The sequence below is a fragment of the Cedecea sp. NFIX57 genome, from assembly GCF_900177785.1.
Classification (GTDB): domain Bacteria; phylum Pseudomonadota; class Gammaproteobacteria; order Enterobacterales; family Enterobacteriaceae; genus Cedecea; species Cedecea neteri_C.
In genome coordinates, this window is the sequence record NZ_FXAS01000037.1 from 15,586 (window position 1) to 36,410 (window position 20,825).

Annotated in this window: 31 protein-coding genes; 14 read left to right on the plus strand and 17 right to left on the minus strand. The window is 53.3% G+C overall.

Translation table 11 applies throughout. The annotated features are described in order from the left end of the window. Positions 1 to 126 precede the first annotated feature (126 nt). The 3 genes from ycgZ (at position 127) to B9Y90_RS22070 (ending at position 1,131) form a co-directional block, all read left to right on the plus strand. Complete coding sequence (ycgZ, locus tag B9Y90_RS22060; RefSeq protein ID WP_039292160.1) at positions 127 to 378, plus strand: regulatory protein YcgZ; 252 nt, start codon at positions 127 to 129, stop codon at positions 376 to 378. A gap of 158 nt (positions 379 to 536) precedes the next feature. Further along, positions 537 to 815 (plus strand): hypothetical protein, encoded by a 279-nt coding sequence (locus B9Y90_RS22065; protein WP_085542602.1) that lies wholly within the window; start codon positions 537 to 539, stop codon positions 813 to 815. A gap of 37 nt (positions 816 to 852) precedes the next feature. Beyond that, the gene (locus tag B9Y90_RS22070; protein WP_254902732.1) at positions 853 to 1,131 is read left to right on the plus strand and encodes a biofilm development regulator YmgB/AriR family protein; all 279 of its coding nucleotides are present in this window, start codon (positions 853 to 855) and stop codon (positions 1,129 to 1,131) included. A gap of 43 nt (positions 1,132 to 1,174) precedes the next feature. Here B9Y90_RS22070 and B9Y90_RS22075 read toward each other — a convergent pair whose 3' ends face one another. Further along, positions 1,175 to 1,600, minus strand: coding sequence for a GNAT family N-acetyltransferase (locus B9Y90_RS22075; RefSeq protein ID WP_085542604.1), 426 nt, complete (start codon positions 1,598 to 1,600; stop codon positions 1,175 to 1,177). A gap of 104 nt (positions 1,601 to 1,704) precedes the next feature. Between B9Y90_RS22075 and B9Y90_RS22080 the strand changes: the two genes are divergently transcribed. Then, positions 1,705 to 2,151: an NUDIX hydrolase gene (locus B9Y90_RS22080; protein WP_254902733.1), complete on the plus strand. Its 447-nt coding sequence runs from the start codon at positions 1,705 to 1,707 to the stop codon at positions 2,149 to 2,151. On the opposite strand, the gene B9Y90_RS22085 is transcribed toward B9Y90_RS22080, so the two are convergent. Beyond that, on the minus strand, positions 2,148 to 2,951 hold the full coding sequence (locus tag B9Y90_RS22085) for a phosphotransferase family protein (protein WP_085542605.1): 804 nt from the start codon (positions 2,949 to 2,951) through the stop codon (positions 2,148 to 2,150). The genes B9Y90_RS22080 and B9Y90_RS22085 overlap by 4 nt on opposite strands. Positions 2,952 to 3,043: 92 nt before the next feature. Here B9Y90_RS22085 and B9Y90_RS22090 point away from each other — a divergent pair, with 92 nt between their 5' ends. Next, entirely contained in the window at positions 3,044 to 3,547 is a 504-nt protein-coding gene (locus tag B9Y90_RS22090; RefSeq protein ID WP_085542606.1) for a YbaK/prolyl-tRNA synthetase associated domain-containing protein, read from the plus strand. Here the strand turns inward: B9Y90_RS22090 and yoaI are convergent, their stop codons facing one another. Next, on the minus strand, positions 3,548 to 3,685 hold the full coding sequence (gene yoaI, locus B9Y90_RS27520; RefSeq protein WP_369678987.1) for a small membrane protein YoaI: 138 nt from the start codon (positions 3,683 to 3,685) through the stop codon (positions 3,548 to 3,550). Positions 3,686 to 3,801: 116 nt separating this feature from the next. On the opposite strand from yoaI, the gene B9Y90_RS22095 reads away from it, so the two are divergent. Beyond that, positions 3,802 to 4,248 carry a DUF441 domain-containing protein gene (locus B9Y90_RS22095; protein WP_085542622.1) on the plus strand — a complete coding sequence of 149 codons (447 nt, stop codon included), beginning with the start codon at positions 3,802 to 3,804 and terminating at the stop codon, positions 4,246 to 4,248. Here the strand turns inward: B9Y90_RS22095 and B9Y90_RS22100 are convergent. Genes B9Y90_RS22100 through B9Y90_RS22115 form a run of 4 tightly spaced genes read right to left on the minus strand, consistent with a single transcriptional unit; the run spans position 4,229 to position 7,367 of the window. Beyond that, entirely contained in the window at positions 4,229 to 4,924 is a 696-nt protein-coding gene (locus tag B9Y90_RS22100) for an ABC transporter permease subunit (protein WP_085542607.1), read from the minus strand. The two genes, B9Y90_RS22095 and B9Y90_RS22100, sit on opposite strands and share 20 nt — an antisense overlap. Continuing rightward, positions 4,914 to 5,687, minus strand: coding sequence for an amino acid ABC transporter permease (locus B9Y90_RS22105; RefSeq protein ID WP_085542608.1), 774 nt, complete (start codon positions 5,685 to 5,687; stop codon positions 4,914 to 4,916). Before B9Y90_RS22105 ends, B9Y90_RS22100 begins: the two co-directional genes overlap by 11 nt. Further along, entirely contained in the window at positions 5,684 to 6,508 is an 825-nt protein-coding gene (locus tag B9Y90_RS22110; RefSeq protein WP_085542609.1) for an amino acid ABC transporter ATP-binding protein, read from the minus strand. Before B9Y90_RS22110 ends, B9Y90_RS22105 begins: the two co-directional genes overlap by 4 nt. Before the next feature lies 1 nt (position 6,509). Further along, the gene (locus B9Y90_RS22115; protein WP_085542610.1) at positions 6,510 to 7,367 is read right to left on the minus strand and encodes an ABC transporter substrate-binding protein; all 858 of its coding nucleotides are present in this window, start codon (positions 7,365 to 7,367) and stop codon (positions 6,510 to 6,512) included. A 294-nt stretch (positions 7,368 to 7,661) separates the two neighbouring features. Between B9Y90_RS22115 and B9Y90_RS22120 the strand changes: the two genes are divergently transcribed. Then, complete coding sequence (locus B9Y90_RS22120) at positions 7,662 to 9,197, plus strand: methyl-accepting chemotaxis protein (protein WP_085542611.1); 1,536 nt, start codon at positions 7,662 to 7,664, stop codon at positions 9,195 to 9,197. Here the strand turns inward: B9Y90_RS22120 and B9Y90_RS22125 are convergent. Beyond that, entirely contained in the window at positions 9,187 to 9,987 is an 801-nt protein-coding gene (locus tag B9Y90_RS22125) for an AraC family transcriptional regulator (RefSeq protein ID WP_085542612.1), read from the minus strand. The two genes, B9Y90_RS22120 and B9Y90_RS22125, sit on opposite strands and share 11 nt — an antisense overlap. A 98-nt stretch (positions 9,988 to 10,085) precedes the next feature. Here B9Y90_RS22125 and B9Y90_RS22130 point away from each other — a divergent pair, with 98 nt between their 5' ends. Next, a complete protein-coding gene (locus B9Y90_RS22130; protein ID WP_085542613.1) occupies positions 10,086 to 11,288 on the plus strand; it encodes a CynX/NimT family MFS transporter in 1,203 nt (400 codons plus the stop codon). A gap of 22 nt (positions 11,289 to 11,310) precedes the next feature. After that, positions 11,311 to 12,057, plus strand: coding sequence for a class I SAM-dependent methyltransferase (locus tag B9Y90_RS22135; RefSeq protein WP_085542614.1), 747 nt, complete (start codon positions 11,311 to 11,313; stop codon positions 12,055 to 12,057). A gap of 424 nt (positions 12,058 to 12,481) precedes the next feature. On the opposite strand, the gene B9Y90_RS22140 is transcribed toward B9Y90_RS22135, so the two are convergent. Beyond that, the gene (locus B9Y90_RS22140; protein WP_085542623.1) at positions 12,482 to 13,189 is read right to left on the minus strand and encodes a CTP synthase C-terminal region-related (seleno)protein; all 708 of its coding nucleotides are present in this window, start codon (positions 13,187 to 13,189) and stop codon (positions 12,482 to 12,484) included. Between the two features lie 162 nt (positions 13,190 to 13,351). Here B9Y90_RS22140 and B9Y90_RS22145 point away from each other — a divergent pair, with 162 nt between their 5' ends. Together B9Y90_RS22145 and B9Y90_RS22150 are read left to right on the plus strand one after the other, a co-directional pair. Next, on the plus strand, positions 13,352 to 13,855 hold the full coding sequence (locus B9Y90_RS22145) for a 2-thiouracil desulfurase family protein (protein ID WP_085542615.1): 504 nt from the start codon (positions 13,352 to 13,354) through the stop codon (positions 13,853 to 13,855). Beyond that, a complete protein-coding gene (locus B9Y90_RS22150) occupies positions 13,852 to 14,205 on the plus strand; it encodes a DUF488 domain-containing protein (RefSeq protein ID WP_085542616.1) in 354 nt (117 codons plus the stop codon). Before B9Y90_RS22145 ends, B9Y90_RS22150 begins: the two co-directional genes overlap by 4 nt. Here the strand turns inward: B9Y90_RS22150 and B9Y90_RS22155 are convergent. Next, a complete protein-coding gene (locus B9Y90_RS22155) occupies positions 14,199 to 14,504 on the minus strand; it encodes a hypothetical protein (protein WP_039292113.1) in 306 nt (101 codons plus the stop codon). The genes B9Y90_RS22150 and B9Y90_RS22155 overlap by 7 nt on opposite strands. 93 nt (positions 14,505 to 14,597) lie before the next feature. Continuing rightward, positions 14,598 to 15,476, minus strand: a complete 879-nt coding sequence (locus B9Y90_RS22160; protein WP_039302100.1) for a LysR family transcriptional regulator — start codon at positions 15,474 to 15,476, stop codon at positions 14,598 to 14,600. 132 nt (positions 15,477 to 15,608) lie between these two features. Here B9Y90_RS22160 and B9Y90_RS22165 point away from each other — a divergent pair, with 132 nt between their 5' ends. Then, positions 15,609 to 16,457, plus strand: a complete 849-nt coding sequence (locus B9Y90_RS22165) for a Vmh family MBL fold metallo-hydrolase (protein ID WP_085542617.1) — start codon at positions 15,609 to 15,611, stop codon at positions 16,455 to 16,457. An 81-nt stretch (positions 16,458 to 16,538) separates the two neighbouring features. Here B9Y90_RS22165 and B9Y90_RS22170 read toward each other — a convergent pair whose 3' ends face one another. The 4 genes from B9Y90_RS22170 to fumD all read right to left on the minus strand — a co-directional run bounded on the left by B9Y90_RS22170 (position 16,539) and on the right by fumD (position 19,114). Then, entirely contained in the window at positions 16,539 to 17,648 is a 1,110-nt protein-coding gene (locus B9Y90_RS22170) for an SDR family oxidoreductase (protein WP_008456721.1), read from the minus strand. A 359-nt stretch (positions 17,649 to 18,007) separates the two neighbouring features. Next, positions 18,008 to 18,166 (minus strand): YqaE/Pmp3 family membrane protein, encoded by a 159-nt coding sequence (locus tag B9Y90_RS22175; protein ID WP_008456722.1) that lies wholly within the window; start codon positions 18,164 to 18,166, stop codon positions 18,008 to 18,010. 338 nt (positions 18,167 to 18,504) lie between these two features. After that, positions 18,505 to 18,858, minus strand: coding sequence for a DUF1304 domain-containing protein (locus B9Y90_RS22180; RefSeq protein ID WP_176227896.1), 354 nt, complete (start codon positions 18,856 to 18,858; stop codon positions 18,505 to 18,507). Positions 18,859 to 18,898: 40 nt separating this feature from the next. After that, the gene (gene fumD, locus B9Y90_RS22185) at positions 18,899 to 19,114 is read right to left on the minus strand and encodes a fumarate hydratase FumD (RefSeq protein ID WP_039302094.1); all 216 of its coding nucleotides are present in this window, start codon (positions 19,112 to 19,114) and stop codon (positions 18,899 to 18,901) included. Positions 19,115 to 19,231: 117 nt separating this feature from the next. Here fumD and B9Y90_RS22190 point away from each other — a divergent pair, with 117 nt between their 5' ends. Further along, positions 19,232 to 19,528, plus strand: coding sequence for a 7(1) septoil knot domain-containing protein (locus B9Y90_RS22190; RefSeq protein ID WP_085542618.1), 297 nt, complete (start codon positions 19,232 to 19,234; stop codon positions 19,526 to 19,528). 53 nt (positions 19,529 to 19,581) lie between these two features. On the opposite strand, the gene B9Y90_RS22195 is transcribed toward B9Y90_RS22190, so the two are convergent. Further along, positions 19,582 to 19,857 carry a hypothetical protein gene (locus B9Y90_RS22195; protein ID WP_085542619.1) on the minus strand — a complete coding sequence of 92 codons (276 nt, stop codon included), beginning with the start codon at positions 19,855 to 19,857 and terminating at the stop codon, positions 19,582 to 19,584. A 141-nt stretch (positions 19,858 to 19,998) separates the two neighbouring features. Further along, positions 19,999 to 20,190 (minus strand): hypothetical protein, encoded by a 192-nt coding sequence (locus B9Y90_RS22200; protein ID WP_085542620.1) that lies wholly within the window; start codon positions 20,188 to 20,190, stop codon positions 19,999 to 20,001. A 252-nt stretch (positions 20,191 to 20,442) separates the two neighbouring features. On the opposite strand from B9Y90_RS22200, the gene B9Y90_RS22205 reads away from it, so the two are divergent. After that, a complete protein-coding gene (locus B9Y90_RS22205) occupies positions 20,443 to 20,688 on the plus strand; it encodes a DUF7661 family protein (protein ID WP_039292096.1) in 246 nt (81 codons plus the stop codon). The last annotated feature ends 137 nt before the right edge of the window (positions 20,689 to 20,825 follow it).

Sequence of the window (20,825 nt, forward strand, 5' to 3'; positions counted from 1 at the left end):
TAACAAACGATTAGCACTTTTAGTCAAAAAATAGCAAGCGAAGTAATACACTTTTATGTACAGTTTTTATAGCAATTGCATAACTTAATTAACATCTTGCAAAGTGTGAACTTACAGGAGCGATTAATGCGACAGAACACTTTTACACCAGGCCAGAACAGCGTAGAAAATGATATTACTCGCTATTTCAATGGCGTAGCGCCGCTGTCTCAGCAGGAAACGATGGGACAAATTGTGCTCGAAATTCTCAGTGATGGGCGCAACCTGAACAGAAAAGCGATCTGTACGAAATTGCTCTCTCGTCTGGATCGCGTTTCTGAACCGGAAGAAGAAAAGCATTATCAGGCTCTGCTGGGCATGCTTTTCACTAGCCAGTAAACAACCAGCCCGGAGTTCTCACAGAGCAATGCTTACGCTCCCTGGCGGGAGAGAAGCCCTGAAGTATAAAGACTAAGTTCTTCCTCATTCTCAGACTCCGGCTAATGACTTCATGCCAGCGGCATTGACCCCATGGCGAGGAAATCAGGAGTGACAAAGTGAAGAGAAGCGAAGATGAACAATTAACGGACGAGATTATCGGCGAAGCCGCGCTGTCGTTGCTAAACAGCGCCAGCGCAATCAACACCCGAGCTTTAATTGCAAGATTAGAAGCGATGCTTATATCAGAGCAGACGCCACGGCGACGTAGGGTTTTGCAGAACGTTATCGCTGAAATCGAGGGCAACCTCTCGCGGTCTCTGGCAGAAAAGACAGAAAAAGAAGCGCGTTCAGGCGCAGCTGAGACGAAACAACCTAACGCAAAAAATGTCCACTAGCGGCCCATGGCCAACAACTGAAAAACGGTGAATGACTATGACACAGCTAATTTCCAATACCTCTGCAATGCACACCGGAATCGTAGATCACGCATTATCCGACTTTATAAGAAGCACGGCAGACCGGCACGCGGAAGAAAATGCGGCCATCAGTCAGGCTGTCACCGCTATTTTGTCTGCCAATAAGACTGTTTCCAATAAAGCTATTATTATCTGGCTGGTTGGCGCACTCGAAACGACTCAAGATGTCGTCATGTGCGACGTATATCGCAATGCTTTAGAAATTGTTGTCGGTCACACCGTGGATGACATTTAAAAATCGTAAAGGCCGGCAAGAACCGGCCTTTATTATTTCTGAATTACAGCGCCTTCTTCATAAAATACCGGCTGGTGCCTTCGGGCAAGCAGTCGATTTTGCCAAATGCCTCCCACCCATGTTTGCGGTAGAAATCCGGTGCCTGAAAACTGATGGTATATAAAAAACCAGCCACGCAACCACGTCGACGCCCTTCTGCTTCAAACGTCCTGAGGATCTCGCTGCCTAATCCATGCGCTCTTAACTCAGGCGGTAAATAAAAAAGATCGATAAACAGTACGCCAAGGGACGAACGCCCCAGCATGCCGCCCACCACGCGCCCATTGTCAGGATCGCGAACCACAACCGCCAGCGGTTGGCGATCGTTTATCCCGCTCATCGCATCGTTAAACTCACCAAGTCCTGCCTCTATTGGCAGCGAATATTCCTCGCTGATTTGATCAGAAATTTCTAGTTTGAAACCCGACATCGCGTACCTCACTGACATTGCCCATTGTCACCCTACCAGTTCTTGCGTTGAGCCTGGCCAGAAACACTGTATATATTTACAGACCACAAAAACAAGAGTCGAAAATGATGAAAAGAGAACGCTACCAGCTTTCCGTCGCCGTATTTGTCGTCCTGCGCCGCAACGACGAAATTTGTCTCATCCGCAGAGCAAACACCGGCTGGATGGACGGCTTCTATAGCCTGCCCGCAGGCGGTCTTGAAAGCGGTGAAACGCTGCTTAATGCCGCAGCCAGAGAAGCCCGCGAAGAGACAGGGGTGATCATTGAGGCCGTAAACCTCAGGTCGGTTCACTCGATGCATGTTAAAACCGAAGATCGCTCGTGGATGGGCCACTTCTTTCTCTGCTCTTCCTGGCAGTGCGAGCCTTATATCGCCGAGCCGGATAAGCACGCGGAACTGCGTTGGGTGGATATCCGACAATTACCGGTCAATACCGTGCCCTATGTGAAGCAGGCCATCACCGCTATTATCGACGGTGAAATCTATTCAGAGTATGGCTGGCTAAACTAAGCGAACGTAGAGCGCCATAAATGCCGGGCCTGTTGCAACCAGGCCGGCAAGTTAACCTGATACCAGTCAAGATACCGGGTTAACATTTGCGGATGTCTTTGGGAAAGAAGATTCAGCACTTCTACCACCAGCCAGGCTTTAGCCAAAAGCACATGGCGTGTCAGGTGTGACTTCGACCACTGAGGTACCACTTGTTGATATCGCGCTACCATGAGGTGAATACTGGCCGGTTCCCCCATTCCTTTAATCAGAGGCGCTAAATCTATCGCCGGGCTCCCACGGCCAAAGCGCTCCCAGTCAAATAAAACCAACTCTCCCCCGGCTCGGCGTCCCCAGTTTCCGGCATTTGAATCCCCAGACACCCATTGCTGCGGCTCGAAAAGCACATCACTGTGAGCTTTGAAATGATGCAAAACGGCTTCGAGCTCTGGGGGAAATTTCAGCAGGCCTAGTGCCAACGCCATTTGCTCTTCCCCCCACTGATGCCGCCTGAATAGCCCTGAGGGTTTCATCTGGCAATGATGGAGCAACGCCAGCTTTTCATACAAATCGGGGGCGGCAGTCAGCGTTTCCAGTGAACAAGGCTGCGGGATAAATTCGATGATCAGCCGTCGTGTCTGGCGGTTAAGGGAATAAACGTCGGGAATGCCGAACCCCTCAGCCCTGAACACGGAGGCATGGTACTGATAAAAATCGAGTTCAACCTCGCAAGCATTTCGCTTTTCAACGGCAGGTTTTCCCTGAAAAACGCATTCACGCACGAGGGCATTTCCCATCTGCGTCAGTACATTATTAGCCATCTTTTGCCCGAATTTTTGCATGTCAGATAACTATTATCGCGATAGGATGAAAATTCAAAGCAGAGACTTAAAAGACGACAAGAGGCAGTGCAATGACATCCCACGCAAAAGGCGAAGACGTCCATCAGCAACTTATCGATTTATTACAGCAGCAACAGGCTCGTTACCGTGTAGTAAACCACGTGGCGGCAGGGAAATGTGAAGAGGTCTCGGTGATTCGGGGCACCGAGCTTGGCCAGGGCGCAAAAGCGCTGGTCTGCAAAGTGAAAGGCAACGGCGTAAAACTGCACGTGCTGGCGATTCTGGCGGCGGACAAACAGGCGGATCTAAGCTTGCTGGCACAGCATCTGGGCGGCCTGAAAGCATCGCTGGCAAGCCCGGCAGAAGTGGATGAGTTAACGCGATGTGTGTTTGGCGCTATTCCGCCATTCAGCTTTCACGCTCAGCTCCGGCTGGTGGCAGACCCGTCTATTTTCGAGCGTTTTTCGGAAATTGCCTTCAATGCAGGATTGCTGGAGAAATCAGTGGTGATGGATACACAGGATTACTTGCGCATTGCGCGCCCGGAGCTGGTCGACTTTCACCGCCCCGAATAGCTACCCGAAGCGTTCGAGATAAAGGACAGACAGCACCAATACCGAAGCGATCCCGAAGAACGCGGCAGTGATGCAAATCGTGTCGAATAACGCTGGATCGCCCATCCTTTTCTCCTGTAAGCCGTTTCCTGCTGTCATATCGCTTAATTGTTGACCACAAAAATGACAGAATGATGAACGGCCACAGAGTCGCTGTCGCCATTCACCACAACAATAAAAGTTAAAAACTTCTTATTTGGCAAGGATATATCATGATTTTCGACCCCACGCTTTTGATCCTTCTGGCCCTGGCGGGATTAGGTTTTGTCAGCCATAACACCACCGTCGCGGTTTCCATCCTCGTGCTGATTATTGTGCGCGTAACCCCGCTGAACACTTTCTTTCCGTGGATTGAGAAACAGGGCCTGACGGTGGGGATCATTATTTTGACCATTGGCGTGATGGCTCCGATAGCCAGCGGCACCCTGCCCGCCAGCAACCTGATCCACTCTTTTACCCACTGGAAATCGCTGGTGGCGATTGTCGTCGGGGTGGCGGTTTCGTGGCTCGGCGGGCGCGGCGTGACGCTGATGGGCAACCAACCGGGCCTGGTAGGCGGCCTGCTGGTCGGCACCGTCCTTGGCGTCGCCCTGTTTCGTGGCGTCCCCGTTGGGCCGCTGATCGCCGCCGGGCTGGTTTCGCTTATTGTGGGTAAGCAGTAGTGCCCTGCCGCTGCCAGCGGTGAATGCGCCAGGCCAGCGCGCTGCACAGCAGGTAATAAACCAAGCCGGTAAAGATAAAAATAGCCGCCGGGTAAATCTGCACCCGGCTGTTAACCTGCCCGGCCACGGTTGTCAGCTCCGCTACATTGACGATAAACGCCAGTGACGTGTCTTTGATGAGTGAGATAAACAGCCCGGCAAACGACGGTAAAGCGTTGAGCAGCGCCTGGGGCAGCAGCACCCACCTCAGCGTTTGCCACGGCGTAAACCCGCCGGCAATCGCCGCCTCATTTTGCCCCTTAGCCAATGCATTCAGCGCCGCCAGCGTGGTGTACATCACCGCGGCTGACGTAAACCAGGCCAGCGCCAGCGTGACGGTTAATGGCCCCGGTAAATCACGCCCGGTGATGGCGGGCAGCAGGAAATAGAGCCAGAAGATCACAAAAATCAGTGGAATGCCGCGGATCAGATCGGCCCAGAGAAAAAGTGCGCGCCGCACAATACCGCCGTAACGCCAGGCAGCGCAGGCCAGCAATAAACCCAACACCAGGGCAAGTACGCCAGCGCCCACGGCCATCATCAGGGTTAACAGTACTCCGCCCGGCTCGCCCTGAGCCATTCTTCCCCACAGCAAATAGTCGAGGTTGTCCCTAATAACCGAAATGTTAGCGATCATGCTGAACCTCCGGTTTTACCGTATTTACTTTTCGTGACCCACGTTTCCCCGGAGCAAAGAGCGTAAATATCCCGCTCATTGCCAGCCCCAGCAGCAGATAAAGCACCGTGCCTGCAGCAAAAGCCCCCAAAGCGTGGGCGTTATAACTTTCGATACGGCGCACCTGACTGGTGAGTTCGGCAAAGCCGATGCCCGTAGCCAGCGAGGAAAGCTTCATCAGATTGAGATATTGCCCGACCACCGGCTGCCAGGCGTTAACCACGCCCTGGGGCAGCAGCACGGTATGAAAAAGCTGCCACTCAGAGAAGCCCTGAGAAAGCGCGGCTTCGGTTTGCCCCTTCGGCACCGCCTGCAACCCGCTGCGGATCTCCTCCACCAAAAATGCCGAGGTGAACACCCCTAGCCCCCAAGCCGCGCAGAGAAACTCCGGCGTCAGCCACCAGACGCCGCCGGGCAGTTGAGACCAGCTGTGATCGTCGTTAATAAACCCACGCCAGCCCTGCGGCAGCGCATTCCACGCTGCGAAATACCAGAAAAGAAGCTGCACCAGCAATGGCGTATTGCGAAAAACAGAAACCCAGCTTGCGGTGATGTAGCACCCCGACCGGCCACCGGCAAGCCTTAGCCCCAACAGCAGCACGGCAAACAGCGTCGCAATCATCATCCCGGCGAACGTCACCCATGCGGTGGTGAGTAAACCTGAAATAAGCCATGCACGTGGAGCGCCGGTCAGCACCCCAGCCCAATCGAAGTAGGTGTTCATGGCTCAGCCCTGGCTTCGGCATGCAGCGGGTCGAGCACTTTTTGCAAAAAACGGCGCGCACGCGGATGCTGCGGTGAGCGGAAAAACTGCGCCGGAGCCGCCTGTTCGAGGATCGCCCCGCCGTCAATAAACACCACGCGGTCAGCAATTTCACGGGCGAACTGCATCTCATGCGTGACCACAATCATGGTAATGCCGCTGTGGGCGAGATCTTTCATCACCTGCAGAACTTCACCGATCATCTCCGGATCAAGGGCCGAAGTCGGCTCGTCAAACAGGATAATTTGCGGCGACGACGCCAGCGCCCTGGCAATAGCCACGCGCTGCTGCTGCCCGCCGGAAAGCTGCGCCGGATAATGCTGCGCTTTTTCTGCAAGGCCGACCCGGGCCAGCAGCGCCAAAGCCTGCTGATGCGCGGCCTCACGCTTCCAGCCGTGAACGTGAGTTAACGACAGCGTAATGTTCTGCTCGGCCGTCAGGTGGGCGTAAAGGTTAAACTGCTGAAACACAAACCCGATTCGGCTTCGCAGATGGCGCAGCGTACTTTTATTCAGCGCTCGGGTGGGTTTGCCGTCGATAAAAATATCGCCATCACTGAGGGTTTCGAGCTGGTTGATAAGCCGTATCAGGGTCGATTTCCCCGAACCGGAAGGGCCGCAAATCGCCACCACTTCTCCGGCCGAGATGGTCAGGTCTATCTCGCGCAGGACGGAAGTTTCACCATAATTTTTACTCGCTTTGCGAAACTCAACGCTGGCGGACTGCAGATGCAAAAAATCCGCAGCCGAAGCTGCGGACAAATGAGGCGGTCTTTTAAACATATTATTTGGCTACAATTTTAAAGCTGCGCGGCTGCGGGGTTTTACTGTCAGGGCCAAACCAGGCGTTGTAGATTTGCTCTGCCTGGCCACTTTGTTCCAGCTTCACCAGTTCGTCGTTAACCGCTTTCAGAAGGGCAGGCTCCCCTTTCTTCACGCCAACGCCAATCTCTTCCTTACTCAACAGATCCGGCAGAATTTTAAACTTCGCCTTATCCGGCGCTTCGGCCAGCAGCCCGGCAAGAATAGTGCTGTCCTGAGTGATCGCCTGGACGTTACCGTTGCGCAGCGCGGTAAAAGCCAGCGGGATATCATCATAAGAAAGCACTCGAATTGACGGGAAACGCTGCACCAGCGCCTGTTCTCCGGTGGTGCCTTTTACCGCACCCACGCGCCCTTTCGCGTAATCCTCAAGCTTATCCGGCCCGGAAGCCGGGACCAGGAACTGCTGCCCGGTCACAAAATAAGGGGTAGAGAAATCCACCACCTGGGCGCGCTCCGGCGTAATCGTGATATCCGCCACGATAAGGTCGACCTTACCGGACTGCAGGAGCGGAATACGGTTCGCCGGGTTGGTGGCTACCAGCTCAAGCTTAACGCCTAAGGATTTAGCCAGTGCTTTCGCGAAATCAACGTCATAGCCCACGATATCGTGCGTTTTAGCGTCTATAGAGCCAAAAGGTGGATTTGCGTCAAAAGTGGCCACTTTAACCACGCCCGCTTTTTGAATATCCGCCAGCTGGTCTGCGTGAACCGCGGCGGAGGTCAGGCCGGACAGGGCCAGTACCAAAGCAGAGAGCGTGAATTTACGTTGCGCTGTTGTGTGTGTCGTTGTTTGCGTTAAAGCCTTTACCTGTGCCATTGATTTTCCTTGTTATCCCGTCTGTGAGCGAGCTATGCCTTTACGCTCGCACAAGCGCCTCCCCCTCGCCAATGCTTAATCCTGCATTGCATATGCAGAAAACATATTAGTTAATCCTGAGTTAAATCTTTTACTTATAGATTTAACAAATAGTGAAGTTAAGTGATTATTTTAAAAATAAAAAATCGCCGATTTATGGCATAAATTTGTGACTAACCCGCGAGTTTTCAGATCTGGCGAAAAAGTTTCCCTTCTCCTGGGCCGATAAGCTTTTCAAATAATAGGAGAGGCAAAATGAAATCACTGGCTCACAATTTGTTGTTATTAATTTGCTGTTCGATTTTGATGTCCGCCCTGGTTACCGCCATTTCACTCTACGGCAGCCACCGAAGTGCCCAAAGTACGGAAAGCGGCCTGCTGGCAAAGGATCTGATGTCTGACATCAAGCCCGCACCGATTTACCTGATTGAACTACGCCTGGTGCTTTCGCGCGTAGTAGAAGGCACGCTGAGTGTCGATCAGGCCGATGCCGAAATTAAGCGCCTTAGCGCACAATGGCACCAGCGCGTTGAATACTGGAAGGCCACCTTGCCGCCTGAGCTGCAGCAAAATTTACTCGGGGAACAATACCAGGCCGGCATGGCGATGATTAAAGATGCCAATGACCTGGTGGAGCTTATCCGCTCGGGCGCTCCGACGCCGCTGTTTGAAAAGCTGAAGGCGGCCGATAAAGACTTTTTCGCCCACCAGAAAGGCATTGAATCCTTTGTCAAAGCCTCCGCCGAGTATGCCGATAACGCGGTAGAAAAAGCCCGGCACAGCAGCGCTAACTCCACCCAATGGCAATTGATTGGTTCCGGGGCCGCGGTACTACTGTTACTGGTGGTCGGTTGGTGGGTACATCGCACGATTTTCCGTTCGCTGGGTGGCGAGCCGAGTGAAGTGGCCGAGATTGCTAACGCCGTGGCCTGCGGGGATCTCACCCGCGAAGTAAAAGTGCGCGACGGCGACAGAACCAGCGTCATGGCCGCGATGGAAACCATGTGCCAGCAGCTAACCATGGTTATCCATCTGGTGCACGAAAGCAGCAACCAGATTTCCACCCGCTCCAGCGAGATTGCCAGCGGCAATATCGATCTCGCCTCTCGCACCGAGGAACAGGCCAGCGCGCTGGAGCAAACGGCGTCGTCGATGGAAGAGATGACCGCCACGGTGAAACAAAACGCAGAAAATGCCCAAAGCGCCAGCCAGTTGGCCAATACCGCCTCGAGAAGCGCGGAACAAGGCGGCGCGGTGGTGGCACAGGTCGTGGAAACCATGGACGGCATTTCAAGCTCCGCCAACAAAATCACCGATATCATAGGCGTTATCGACAGCATCGCTTTCCAGACCAACATCCTGGCGCTGAACGCTGCGGTAGAAGCCGCCAGAGCCGGTGACCAGGGGCGCGGTTTTGCGGTTGTCGCCGGAGAGGTTCGCAGCCTGGCCCAACGTAGCGCCAGCGCGGCCAAAGAGATCAAAGGCTTGATTGAAGACTCGGTGAATCAGGTGGCCAGCGGCAGTCGACTGGTGAACGAAGCGGGCAAAACCATCAACACCGTGGTGCAAGACGTGAAGCGCGTCGCTGCGCTGATGGTTGAAATTACCCACGCCAGCGATGAGCAAAGCAGCGGTATTGAGCAGGTCAGCACCGCCATCAGCCAGATGGATGTCACCACCCAGCAAAACGCGGCGATGGTGAACCAGGCCTCCGAGGCGGCTGAGTCACTGCTGGCGCAAACCTATGAACTGAATACCGCCGTGTCCCAGTTTAAGCTGGCTAGTCTGTAAAATCGTCCCCGCCCAGGGTGCTTAAATAGCGTCCTGGCGTGGTGCCGAGCGCCTTTTTAAACATGGTAATAAACGCCGTGGTGGAGTCGTAACCGAGCGACTCCGCCACGTTTTGCACCGTCATCCCGCTTATCAAATAACGCAGCGCCACGATGAGCTGCATCTGCTGCCGCCAGCGTAGAAAACTCAGCCCCGTTTCTTTCCCTACCAGCCGGGCAAGATTGCGCTCGCTCATCGCCATGTCGTCCGCCCACTGCGCCAGCGTTTTCTTCTCCTTCAGATTTTTCGCCATGCTGTCCGCCATCGCACGTATTTTCGGGTGCGAGGAGATCGGTAGCTGGAGTTGCTCCACGGGCTGATTAGGTAGCTCATCAAACAGCACCTGTACCAGCCGTTGAGTAGGTGCGCAGCCGAGATGTTCATGGGGAACGTTAGACAAACGCAAAATCAGTTCCCGCACCAGCGGCGAGATCTTTAGCGCGCAACACTCCTGCGGCATGGCAACCGCATCCGGTTCAATAAACAAAAAGCAGAGCCGCGCGTCCACCGTTACCCGGTTGCTGTGTGGCATTTGCCCCGGTACCCACACCGCATACTGCGGCGGCACCATCCACATCGAGTTGGTGACTTCGCTGGTAATACCGCCGTGGAGCGCCAGAATCAGCTGCCCTTTTCGGTGGGTGTGAATGGGCTTTTCGTTATAGGTTTGCGCGGCACGAATGCGAAACGCCAGCGCGGGCGTCACGATGCTGTCCGGGTCAAACCCTTCGAGATCCAGGTCACGTTCCATAGCATGTCCGAATTTAGCGATAATCTGTCATTTTAGCTTGATTCGTAAAAAGGCAGAAGCGTGTATCTTTGCCTTACCGTTTTTCAGGACACCAACACATGACTTCCACGACTTCAGCGAGCAAAAAGAGCCGCGCTCTTCTTCTGCTCGGCATTCTGATGATTGCCACCACCCTGCGCGTTACCTTTACCGGCGCAGCCCCGCTGCTGGATATGGTGCGCGACGCACTTGCGCTGTCTACCGCGCAGATCGGGATTTTAACCACTCTGCCTCTGCTGGCCTTTGCGGTAGTGTCTCCGCTTGCCGCCGGCATCGCCCGCCGCTTTGGCACCGAGCGGAGCCTGTTTGGCGCGTTGCTAATTATCTGCGCCGGGATTGCTTTGCGCTCCGCCGGCCACGCCGCGCTGCTGTACATCGGCACGGCCATCATCGGCTGCGGGATCGCCATGGGTAACGTGCTATTACCCAGCCTGCTTAAGCGTGACTTCCCCGGCCAGGTTGCCAAACTCACCGGCGCTTACTCGCTAACGATGGGCGTCGCCGCCGCACTGGGCTCGGTGATGGTAGTCCCGATTGCCCTGCACGGCTTTGGCTGGTCCGGCGCCATGCTGTCGCTGATGCTCTTCCCGCTGCTGGCGCTGATTGTCTGGCTGCCGCAGCTTGGCAGCAGCACGGTGATGAACCTTTCCGGCAACCCGGCGCTGCACAGCCGCGGCATCTGGTCCTCACCGCTGGCCTGGCAGGTCACCCTGTATCTGGGCATTAACTCGCTGGTCTATTACGTGATTATCGGCTGGCTGCCTTCTATTCTGATCAGCCACGGCTACAACGAAGCCGAAGCCGGGTCGATACACGGCATTCTGCAACTTGCTACCGCCATTCCGGGGCTGTTTGTCGGCCTGATTTTGAGCCGTCTGAAAGACCAGCGGGGGATTGCCGCTCTGATGGCGCTGCTGTGGTGTCTGGCGACGCTCGGCCTGTGGCTTCTGCCCGCTTTCTCGATCTTCTGGGTATCGCTCGGCGGGTTTGGCTCCGGCGCGGCGATGATCCTCGGGCTCTCATTCATTGGTATGCGCACCGGTTCTGCTCATCAGGCGGCGGCGCTGTCCGGCATGGCGCAGTGCGTCGGTTATCTTCTGGCCGCCTTTGGCCCACCAGTGATGGGTAAAATTCATGACATCACCGGCAGTTGGGCGATACCGTTATTAGGCTGTGCGCTACTTTCTGTCGTCATGGGCGTCTTTGGGGCTTATGCTGGGCGCCAGAAAGAGATCGGCGCGGCGGAGAAAGCCACGGCCTGAACAGACTAACAAGGAGGATCGTATGGCATCATCGGCACCGCAGAACATTTTTGACGACCCGGTATTTTTTGAAAATTACCGTCAGTTACGGGAACAGGACTCCGGCCTTAACGGGCTACTGGAGATCCCCGAACTGTACTCCCTGCTGCCCGCTTTGGATGGCCTGAAGATCCTCGACCTGGGCTGCGGCTTTGGCGACTTTGCCCGCTTCGCCCGCGCTCACGGGGCGGCAAGCGTGACCGGGTTTGATATCTCGGAAAAAATGCTGGCCCAGGCGCGGGCCGCAACGCAGGACGCAAACATCAGCTACCACCATTTACCGCTGGAACAATTCTCGCCGGAAGGTGAAACCTGGGACCTGGCGATTTCATCACTGGCACTGCACTACATCGAAGATTTTGCTCGCCTGAGCAACACTGTCTTCGCCGCGTTAAGACCTGGCGGGCAGTTTATCTTCTCCGTGGAACACCCGATGTGCACCGCTTTCCCGGTGGGCTGGCAGCCCTATAAAGAAGAGGTTATCTGGCCGGTGAACCACTACCACCAGCAAGGCTTACGCCACACCAGCTGGTTCGTGGAGGATGTGCAAAAGTACCACCGCACCACGGAAACTTATGTGAATACCCTGCTCGACAGCGGCTTCGCCCTCACCCGAATGCTGGAAACCAAACCAACGGCAGAAACCCTGGCCCAACACCCACGTCTGGCAAAAGAGATGCGCCGCCCGGCCTTTTTGATTCTACGGGCGACGAAGCCTCGTGAAAGATAATGTCTATGATGCGATTTTAGTTGGAACCAGGGCCTCGCTTTATGTCCGGCACTGACTTCAACCACAATGTCGCTTCTGTTTTTTTACCCTCACCCTAACCCTCTCCCTGAAAGGGAGAGGGAATAGATAAAGCTCGCTGGATCCACTTTCCCAAACATCTGTTTTCTCCCTCTCCCTTTGGGAGGGGGAATAGATAAAGCTCGCTGGAGCCACTTTGCCGACGTTTGTTTTCCCCCTTACCCTTTGAGAGAGGGAATGGATAAAGCTCGCTGGAACCACTTTCCCCGACGTCTGTTTTCTCCCTCTCCCTTTGGGAGAGGGAATAGATAAAGCTCGCTGGAACCACTTTCCCCGACGTCTGTTTTCTCCCTCTCCCTTTGGGAGAGGGTCGGGGTGAGGGCTGCGGCTATCCTAAACCCCGAATTTATCTCTCAGCAGCGGCCAGGAAAGCCTCAACCAACGGGGATGGTTTGCCTTTAAGCGCACTTCGCTCATGCTGGAAAAGCGTCGCCACAAAGAACGGATGCCCCTGAAGTTCAACCGCGCGAATCTCGCCCTGCTTATCCCAGCCGGTCGGCTTCAGCGGTTCGCCGGCAAGCGCGGTGGCAAACAGCTCCGCAATACCGTAGTTGCAGTGGTAGCCTTCTTCGATTTCCGTCTTGCCATAGGCGCGTCCAACTGTAGAGTCGGCCAACAGCGCGATCTTGTCTGAAACCTCCACCAGCGAGCAGCTCAGGCGGCCAATCACCAGGCGCCCTTCACTCGCGGTTTCCGCATGGCCCGCATCTTCCCAGCCGAGCACGTTACGCGCATATTCCACCACCGCATACTGGAACCCAGCACAGGTGCCGAGGAAAGGCACACCGTTTTCTCGCGCAAAGCGAACGGCAAGGTAGGCAGCATCTTCATTCAGATAAGGGCTGGAAGGCACGCACCATATTGCGTCGTAACCCACCAGATCTTCAGGGCTGGTCACTTCCAGCGAGGAGACCCAGTCATAATCCGCGCTGACGCCAAGCGCGGCAGCCGCATTATCTAACGCCTGAGGAATGGCCTGATGTGCAATCACCGCGGGGTTATAATCACCGACAAGCGCAATACGTAAAGTGGATTTCAACTGTGAGTCTGACATGCTTTGGTTGGCCTTATGTTTGAGGGAAGAGAACAACATAAGGAATGATAGAGTAGGCGTTTTGCTTTGCGCTGACAACCGCAAAAATTGGCAGTCTTTCGCCTCTTTCCGCCGTGGCAAACAATGTAGTAACGTGTCAGGTTCACTTCATCGAAGAAGAAAATGAAAGTAAAAATACTGGTTAGTGCCTGCCTGATGGGCTTTCAGGTCCGCTATGATGGCCGCGAAAAATCACAAACTGGCGCCGCCCTCGCCCAACTTCAGGCTGAAGGCCGCCTGGTTATCCACTGTCCCGAACTCGCCGCCGGGCTGCCAACGCCGCGCCTCCCGGCTGAGCTTAGCGGAGGCAACGGTGAAGCGGCCTTGCTCGGTCGTGCAGCCATTCTGGAAAGCGACGGCAAAAACGTCACCGAACCTTATCTTCTTGCCGCCTGGCTCGCGCTGCAAACAGCCCGGGAGAATAACTGCCAGTTTGCTATTCTTACCGACGGCAGCCCGACCTGCGGCAGCCAGAAAATTTACGATGGCCACTTTGCAGGCAAAACAATCCCGGGTCAGGGGGTCGCGGCAGCGCTGTTGCGTCAGCACGGCATCGAAGTCTTTGCCGACCATCAGATCCCGCTGTTGCTCAGCAGGCTTGAGGCAAGCGATAAGGAGAAGGCATGATCCGCTGTAAACGCGTCTATGAGGTCCCGGCTGAAGATGATGGTTACCGCATCCTGGTGGACAGACTGTGGCCGAGAGGGATGAAGAAAAGCGACCTGCGCTACGATGAATGGCCAAAGGAACTGACGCCGTCGAACGAGCTACGCAAAGCCTTTCACAGCGAGACTATTGACTTTGCTGCGTTCCGAGAGCGCTACAAGCAAGAGCTTGAACAACACAAGGACGCCGCCCGAGCGCTTGCCCTGCATGGAGAAAACGGCACCCTGACGTTGCTGTATGGCGCAAAAAATACCGACCAGAACCATGCCCTGGTGCTGGCCGACTTTTTGCGCCACTGCCGGGATCAGTAGCTGAGGTGGAGTTCGTCTTCCTGCGGGGAAAAATCTTTGTCCAGCGGCATTAAATGTTCGGCACGCACGAAAGCGTAGCCCTGGCGGCCATCAAAGGCGATAACCTCGCCGGTCACCAGCCACAGCGGGTAGTTGGCCTCTAGCGGCAGCTGTGTTACCACTCCAGTCACCGGATTAACAAAGCGCTCCCCCGGCTGGCACAGCCCGAAAAGTTCTACCGCTTTACCAATATTCACCCGCCCGGCGGCGGTACGAGCGCCGATGATCATCGCCAGGCTGCCCGGTTTTAATTGAAACATTGCTGCTCCCCTCACTTTTTCGCCGCGAGATCAGAACATTCCTGGGGCAAAAAGTAAACGGCATGGCCACCTGTAACTAAGGTTTTTCTTAAATTATTTTGCGAGCCTGTCCGACAGTGCCGCCAGAAACAGCCTCAATGCAGCGGGCAGATAGCTTCGGCTCCGGTAAATACCGTAGATCCCCATCGATCGCGGCGGATAAGCCTCAAGCACTTTAACCAGCTCCCCGCTCTCAAACCGTGGCTGAGCATCCTGAACCGGCAGCATCGCAATCCCCACGCCGTCCGCTACTGCGTCCATCAGCACGACGGAATCATTGGCGCTGAAATTACCGCTCACCTCCACGTTCAGCGGGTCGCCGTTTTCATCCACCATTTGCCAGATGTTGCGCAGAAAATAGCTATATTGCAGGCAATTGTGGTGCTCGAGATCGCCCGGCGTGCGAGGCATTCCCCTTTGCTCAATGTAGGAAGGCGAGGCATACAGCCGGGAGTCACATTCCCCCAGGCGACGGGCGATAATATTAGGATCGAGGTCGTTGGTGATGCGAATAGCCAGATCGATACGCTCCTCAATCATATTCACCGCCTGACTGCTGACGTGCAGCTCAACCCTCACATCCGGGTAGTCGCGCAGGAAATCAGACAAGAAAGGCACGATGTAATACCGGGCGCCAAACTGGGAGCAGGCCACCCGCAGAGTACCCGAAGGCAAATCCTGCTGCTTCTGCGCCGCAATACTTTCCGCTACCTCGTTGAGCGCCCGGGTTTGCTGCAGCACCCGCTCACCCGTCGGCGTTAACGTCAGCTTGCGGGAAGAACGATGCAGCAGCCGCTCCCCCGCCCAATGTTCCATTTGCTCGAGATAGCGACTCACCATTGGCCGGGACATATTTAACGCCCGAGCCGCCGCGCTCAGGCTGCCCAGCTCGCAAATGCGGGTATAGACTTTTGCAGCAATGATCCTGTCCATTCTTTCACCCATCTGTTCGATTTATGAAACTCATCTTACCTGAATTAGGCCATTACGATTCACAAAATGCAATTTACACTGTTTCTCATTCCCAAACGGGCTTATTCATTCAGTTAATCAGGATAGAAAAAGATGAAGACACAGACCCTGGCCGCGGCCACCCTTTTGTTCACCAGCGCAAGCTTTGCTGCTCCGCTGACGCTCGACGTCTACAACCCGCAGGACAAAGGCGTTTTCCCGGTCACCTCTACGCTGATTAGCGGCCCAACGGAAGCCACGCTGGTCGATGCCCAGTTCAGCGTTAAAGACGGCGAAGCACTGGTGAAAATGATTCAGCACAGCGGCAAAAAGCTGACCCGCGTGCTTATTACCGCCGGTGACCCGGATTATTACTTTGGCCTTGAGCCGATTGTTAAGGCCTATCCGCAGGTAAAAATTGAAGCCACGCCGATGGTCGTCGACCATATCAACAAAACTAAAGCAGAGAAGCTCAAATACTGGGGCCCGATTCTGAAAGACGGCGCGCCGAAAGAAGTCTTCGTGCCACAGGTAACGCATGAGACAACCTTCACCGTCGACGGTGAAAAAATTGAGCTTCGCCAGCCTGCTTCTCACGCGGCGTATCTGTGGATCCCAGCCAATAAAACCATTCTCGGTGGCGTGGGCGTCAGTTCCGGCATTCACGTCTGGACCGCCGATTCCCAAACCAAAGCAGCTCGTCAGGAATGGCGTGATGTGCTGGATGAAATGGCGGCCCTGAAGCCGCAACGCGTGATCCCTGGTCATTACATCGGCAAGGTCAAACCAGGCGCGGCCCCGGTAGTCTTTACCGGCGACTATTTGGCCGACTTTGAACTGGCGCTGAAGAAAGGTAAAAGCGCCCCGGTCATTGCTGAGATGAAGCAAAAATATCCGGGCCTGGCCGATGAAAGTTCGCTGGAGATGAGCGCCAAAGTGAATATCGGCGAAATGAAGTGGTAATTCACTAAACATAAAAAGGGAGCCAACGCTCCCTTTAATTGAATGCAAAAATTGAAAAGGGAGCCTGTGCTCCCTTTTGTATTATTTGAAGTCGACCTTCATCAGCTCGGGAATCGAATAATCCCGGGTGGTTTCCACGCAGCGGCTGATGTAATCCACAAAGCGCGGCGGCGGCGACATGCCTAAATCCAGCAGCTTCTCGTTAGAGAAACGGACGTTCAGCATAGAGAACTCCCCGTACAGACGCATCGCGCGCAGCATTAAGCGCTCATTGCACGGCCCGTAAATGGATTTGAAGCTTCTGCGGCTTTTCACCAGTTCGCTGTAATCCACCTGCTCATAATTGGAGAAGATCGGCGTCTGGTTCAGCGCGCTGGACATCGCTTCATCGATGTCAGCAAAGCGGATGCTGCTCACGTCCCCGGCGGAGATGTGGTAGATCTTCTCTTTCAGCGAATCGCTCTTCGCCAGCAGCAGCAGCGCTTCTGCGCAATAGTCCACTGGAATAACGTCAATTTTGTCATCCAGGGAGCACATGAATTTCCCGAGCATAAGCACCATGCGGAAGACCCAGAAGATGCTGCTGGACGGGCGGCAGCCCTGCTCGCTGTGGCCCACCACGATGGACGGACGAGCGATAACCAGCGGCAGCTGCGGGAACTGCTCGGACATCATGCGTTCGATGGTGGATTTAGACCAGGTGTACTGCACCAGGTGCTCTTCTTCCGGCTTGCTCGACATACTTTCAGTCACCAGCGTACCCGCATCTGGTACACAGGACATCGCGGTGCCGACATGCAGGAAACGCTGCAGGCCCTTCACCTGGGACATGCGGCGAGCAAACTGCAGAGTGCCTTCCACGTTAACTTTCCAGATCAGCGCGTTCTCGCCAAACGATGCCACCGCGGCGCAGTTAATAACGTGCGTGACGCTGGATAATCTTTCATCATCCAGAAAATGTTCAGGCTCGGCTAAATCACCCAGCAATATATTCTCTGGGTTAATTTGCGCCAGTTGTGCTTCAGTACAACCAAAATTAGCAAGGTTGTTTCTGATTCTGGCCACGCCCTCCTGAGGAGAGTTCGCTCGCACCAATAGCAATACGGTATTGAAAGAGGATTCAGAAAGGGATCGGGCTAAAACCGCGCCGCCCAGGAAACCTGTCGCACCGGTAATCAAAAGTTGACTCATTATTATAACCTCAGGAGTGAAAACACGAGCATAGTAAGATGGTAAAAATAAACGTTTCCTCAATAAAGCGGATTACCCTTACATAATGCCCAGCACTTTCGTGTAACGGTTTGTACATTCTTGTTTTAAAAGAAAAATAAAAAGAAAAAATTAATTTCAGACGGGATTATTTTCACTATTTATTGATGTCGGGAATATTAAGAAAACCTTAATAAACGATAAACAGAACCGTTATTTCTGGGTAATCAGGAACTCTTTTTAATTTACAGGAAATAAAAAGCCCACAACAGTGGGCTGGAGATGAGTGGCCAAAGCGGTCATTTTTTCTCGGACGAGAGGCACAACAGAGGCCAAACTGGTCAATCCCGGGTCTGAACCCAGAACGCGTGAATCAGGCCGGGGAAGTAGCCCAGCAGGGTGAGGATGATATTGAGGATGAAGGCCCAACCAAAACCTTTACCGATAAGCACGCCCAATGGTGGCAGAATAATTGTGAAAACGACTCGCCAAAATCCCATATAAACTCCTGATAAATTAGATTAGTCCATGCTAAAAAAACGCCTTACCTTTAAAGCGTAGACGAATCCCAGAGCTTTGTTCAGCGCGATAATTCTGGAAAATTTAGTTTCATAACTCAACGTTGAAAAAAATATCATGCGGCACTTGCCAACCATAACAACTCAGGATAATTTCTTGCCTTCGGTAGCTTGATGAACCCTCATTCCGCTATCGAAATATGCCTATATTTCTCCTCCGCTGGAGGGGCCGGAACCACTCAAAAAACGATCCGGTCGTTCACCAATTATATTAATGATGATAGCCTTATGGTGACCCGGCGTTTGCCGGGTTTTTTCGATTATATTCCCGCGAATAATGCAATCAATGCCAATGCCGCAGGAGCCGCCTGCACGTAAAGTATTTTCTTACTGGCCGTTAAACCACCAAATAAGCCAGCAACCAGCACGCAAATTAGGAAAAACAGTTTAAACTCATAGCCGCTACTCGCCGCCAGAAGTCCATAAATTAATCCCGCCGCTAAAAAACCGTTGTACAGACCCTGATTGGCTGCCAGGGTTTTCGACTGTTGAGCAAACTCAGGTGACAAGCCAAAAGCTTTTCGCCCCGCAGGTTTATCCCATAGCACCATTTCCAGCACCAGAATATAAAGGTGAATCACAGCCACCAGGCCGATAAGAATACTGGCAATCATAGATGATTCCTGAGGGGGTTATTGAGTCGCCAGACGCCAGCTAAACTTCATAGCCAAGCGCCTCTATCACGTGTTCCATCGCTTCGCTGGTCAGCGGGGAGCGTTTGATTTTATGGTTAGCCAGCATGGTTCTGACCACGCCGGCAATCACGATATGTTTAGGCTCCTGCCCGAGATCCCGCATCTCCAGCACCACCTTGCCCACCACGCGGCACATCTCCTGATACAACAGGTCATCTTTTGCTTTTTTATCCATCTCGCCTCCGGCTTATCTGTTTGATCTTACAGTAGCATTTAAGTCACGAATTTATAACCTGAGAGGAGAAAAACGGCTATGCTATCCACTAGTAAATAATAAACCAGGACGCCAGAGATGAGATTATCAGGAGTGATTTTGGTGACCGTGGCCGCACTTTCTTCCTCCGCAGTATTGGCTGTGGATGTCTCACAAATTTACGGCAAAATCCAAATTGTCGATTCGTTTCCAGACTATAAAGTGCAGGTTGTCGATGCTTTTGAAGACCTGGATGTTCAAAAAGTCGATGCTTTTGCGGATTCCCCCGGACAATGGCAAATAGTAGATTCTTTCCCGGATTATAAAGTTCAGATAGTGGATTCGTTCCCTGACTTCACCATTAAATATGTTGATGCCTTCCCCGGGCCACCGTAAATACGCCGGAGTACTTGCCACGATCAAAAAAGGCGCCTCTCAGCGCCTTTATGTTAATCATCCCATTTAAACGTAACGCCAGCCCGGGCGGTACTGTTGCTGTTATCGCGATCGTATTTAGAATAAGGATCGGACAGCAGCTTTTGGTCACCTTTATCAAGTTTGCCGTACATGTTGATAGGCTGATTCTTTTCGTTGCTCACGCAGATATTGCCGTGGCAGCCTGGCTCTTCTTCAGCTTCACTCCAGACCAGCTCAGAAGCGGGTTTATTCGCGGCATAAGCGTGGGTGGTCAATAACATAGCGCAGATGATAAGCGTCTTATTCATAAACAATCCCTTTTATGATAATGATAATCAAATGCAATTTTAACATCTTCATGCCACTTGAGGACAATCAGTTTAAAACTGAACATTGCTGACCAAAGCAGTAGAAAAATAGCGTACTAAAAGACGGCCCTGAACGCCGGCTTACCCCAGAATCAGGACATCAACCGCCCTCTGTACTGACATATCATCCAGGCCATTGGCATAGAGCTTATGTATCATGTCGGCTATCGACTCCCGCGATAACGCCTCTTTACGCGCCAGCAGCTGCACGACAGCCGCCCCGATAACCTGCAGCGTTTCAGGATGAAGCTCCTCGGAGACGTGCTTGTCCATACTCACTCCATAAATCAAATTCCCTGTCTTTCTAAACTAGCACAAGAGAACTCAGACAAAACTGGGATCTTTTCCTAATACCCCGCCCTTTTGTAACGTCGGTAAATAACTCATTGATACAACTCTGTAACATTTCGCGAGTTTTTTATGTCTGAATTTTACAAGGAGAGAAATACCGCCTAAATATTGGCCTGTTCAACATGCCCGGCAACGATTATCATTAATAAATATATGGGTACTCCAGGGGGAAGTATGCTGCACTTTGATGTCTTTGGCAGGCGTTTGGGCATAAAGAAAGTCAGCGAACAATGGCTGCTTTATCGCGTCGATCCTAACGAGGGTAAATATTCCCGGATTTATGACGTGGTTATTCCACCATGGCTAACGGAGCAGGAACTCTCCGGCTGGCTCGGGGATATTTACCATGAAGCAGCGAGTGAAAAGCATCCGGATGTCCGTTTAATTAATGCCGGTGGGTCGTCCTCGGGCAAGATTTAACCCTATAAAAACACCGGGATTTATAAGCAGAAGGACTAAATGGCTGTTCCGAATAATAGATCACTTTGAGGGAACTCAGCCCGGATTGTGCGATCTGATCAATCGCCAAACATCACAAATCACCAACCGGACTGAGC

What these genes read in the sequence shown, in the direction of transcription:
- B9Y90_RS22075 (WP_085542604.1), bottom strand. Translation starts at nt 1,600, where the DNA reads ATGTCGGGTTTCAAACTAGAAATTTCTGATCAAATCAGCGAGGAATAT.
- B9Y90_RS22115 (WP_085542610.1), bottom strand. Translation starts at nt 7,367, where the DNA reads ATGGCACAGGTAAAGGCTTTAACGCAAACAACGACACACACAACAGCG.
- B9Y90_RS22110 (WP_085542609.1), bottom strand. Translation starts at nt 6,508, where the DNA reads ATGTTTAAAAGACCGCCTCATTTGTCCGCAGCTTCGGCTGCGGATTTT.
- B9Y90_RS22170 (WP_008456721.1), bottom strand. Translation starts at nt 17,648, where the DNA reads ATGAGTCAACTTTTGATTACCGGTGCGACAGGTTTCCTGGGCGGCGCG.
- B9Y90_RS22130 (WP_085542613.1), top strand. Translation starts at nt 10,086, where the DNA reads ATGACTTCCACGACTTCAGCGAGCAAAAAGAGCCGCGCTCTTCTTCTG.
- B9Y90_RS22080 (WP_254902733.1), top strand. Translation starts at nt 1,705, where the DNA reads ATGATGAAAAGAGAACGCTACCAGCTTTCCGTCGCCGTATTTGTCGTC.
- fumD (WP_039302094.1), bottom strand. Translation starts at nt 19,114, where the DNA reads ATGGATAAAAAAGCAAAAGATGACCTGTTGTATCAGGAGATGTGCCGC.
- B9Y90_RS22205 (WP_039292096.1), top strand. Translation starts at nt 20,443, where the DNA reads ATGCTGCACTTTGATGTCTTTGGCAGGCGTTTGGGCATAAAGAAAGTC.
- B9Y90_RS22175 (WP_008456722.1), bottom strand. Translation starts at nt 18,166, where the DNA reads ATGGGATTTTGGCGAGTCGTTTTCACAATTATTCTGCCACCATTGGGC.
- B9Y90_RS22085 (WP_085542605.1), bottom strand. Translation starts at nt 2,951, where the DNA reads ATGGCTAATAATGTACTGACGCAGATGGGAAATGCCCTCGTGCGTGAA.
- B9Y90_RS22120 (WP_085542611.1), top strand. Translation starts at nt 7,662, where the DNA reads ATGAAATCACTGGCTCACAATTTGTTGTTATTAATTTGCTGTTCGATT.
- B9Y90_RS22180 (WP_176227896.1), bottom strand. Translation starts at nt 18,858, where the DNA reads ATGATTGCCAGTATTCTTATCGGCCTGGTGGCTGTGATTCACCTTTAT.
- B9Y90_RS22135 (WP_085542614.1), top strand. Translation starts at nt 11,311, where the DNA reads ATGGCATCATCGGCACCGCAGAACATTTTTGACGACCCGGTATTTTTT.
- B9Y90_RS22125 (WP_085542612.1), bottom strand. Translation starts at nt 9,987, where the DNA reads ATGGAACGTGACCTGGATCTCGAAGGGTTTGACCCGGACAGCATCGTG.
- B9Y90_RS22140 (WP_085542623.1), bottom strand. Translation starts at nt 13,189, where the DNA reads ATGTCAGACTCACAGTTGAAATCCACTTTACGTATTGCGCTTGTCGGT.
- B9Y90_RS22090 (WP_085542606.1), top strand. Translation starts at nt 3,044, where the DNA reads ATGACATCCCACGCAAAAGGCGAAGACGTCCATCAGCAACTTATCGAT.
- B9Y90_RS22145 (WP_085542615.1), top strand. Translation starts at nt 13,352, where the DNA reads ATGAAAGTAAAAATACTGGTTAGTGCCTGCCTGATGGGCTTTCAGGTC.
- B9Y90_RS22105 (WP_085542608.1), bottom strand. Translation starts at nt 5,687, where the DNA reads ATGAACACCTACTTCGATTGGGCTGGGGTGCTGACCGGCGCTCCACGT.
- B9Y90_RS22155 (WP_039292113.1), bottom strand. Translation starts at nt 14,504, where the DNA reads ATGTTTCAATTAAAACCGGGCAGCCTGGCGATGATCATCGGCGCTCGT.
- B9Y90_RS22150 (WP_085542616.1), top strand. Translation starts at nt 13,852, where the DNA reads ATGATCCGCTGTAAACGCGTCTATGAGGTCCCGGCTGAAGATGATGGT.
- B9Y90_RS22070 (WP_254902732.1), top strand. Translation starts at nt 853, where the DNA reads ATGACACAGCTAATTTCCAATACCTCTGCAATGCACACCGGAATCGTA.
- ycgZ (WP_039292160.1), top strand. Translation starts at nt 127, where the DNA reads ATGCGACAGAACACTTTTACACCAGGCCAGAACAGCGTAGAAAATGAT.
- B9Y90_RS22200 (WP_085542620.1), bottom strand. Translation starts at nt 20,190, where the DNA reads ATGGACAAGCACGTCTCCGAGGAGCTTCATCCTGAAACGCTGCAGGTT.
- B9Y90_RS22190 (WP_085542618.1), top strand. Translation starts at nt 19,232, where the DNA reads ATGAGATTATCAGGAGTGATTTTGGTGACCGTGGCCGCACTTTCTTCC.
- B9Y90_RS22195 (WP_085542619.1), bottom strand. Translation starts at nt 19,857, where the DNA reads ATGAATAAGACGCTTATCATCTGCGCTATGTTATTGACCACCCACGCT.
- yoaI (WP_369678987.1), bottom strand. Translation starts at nt 3,685, where the DNA reads ATGACAGCAGGAAACGGCTTACAGGAGAAAAGGATGGGCGATCCAGCG.
- B9Y90_RS22160 (WP_039302100.1), bottom strand. Translation starts at nt 15,476, where the DNA reads ATGGACAGGATCATTGCTGCAAAAGTCTATACCCGCATTTGCGAGCTG.
- B9Y90_RS22165 (WP_085542617.1), top strand. Translation starts at nt 15,609, where the DNA reads ATGAAGACACAGACCCTGGCCGCGGCCACCCTTTTGTTCACCAGCGCA.
- B9Y90_RS22100 (WP_085542607.1), bottom strand. Translation starts at nt 4,924, where the DNA reads ATGATCGCTAACATTTCGGTTATTAGGGACAACCTCGACTATTTGCTG.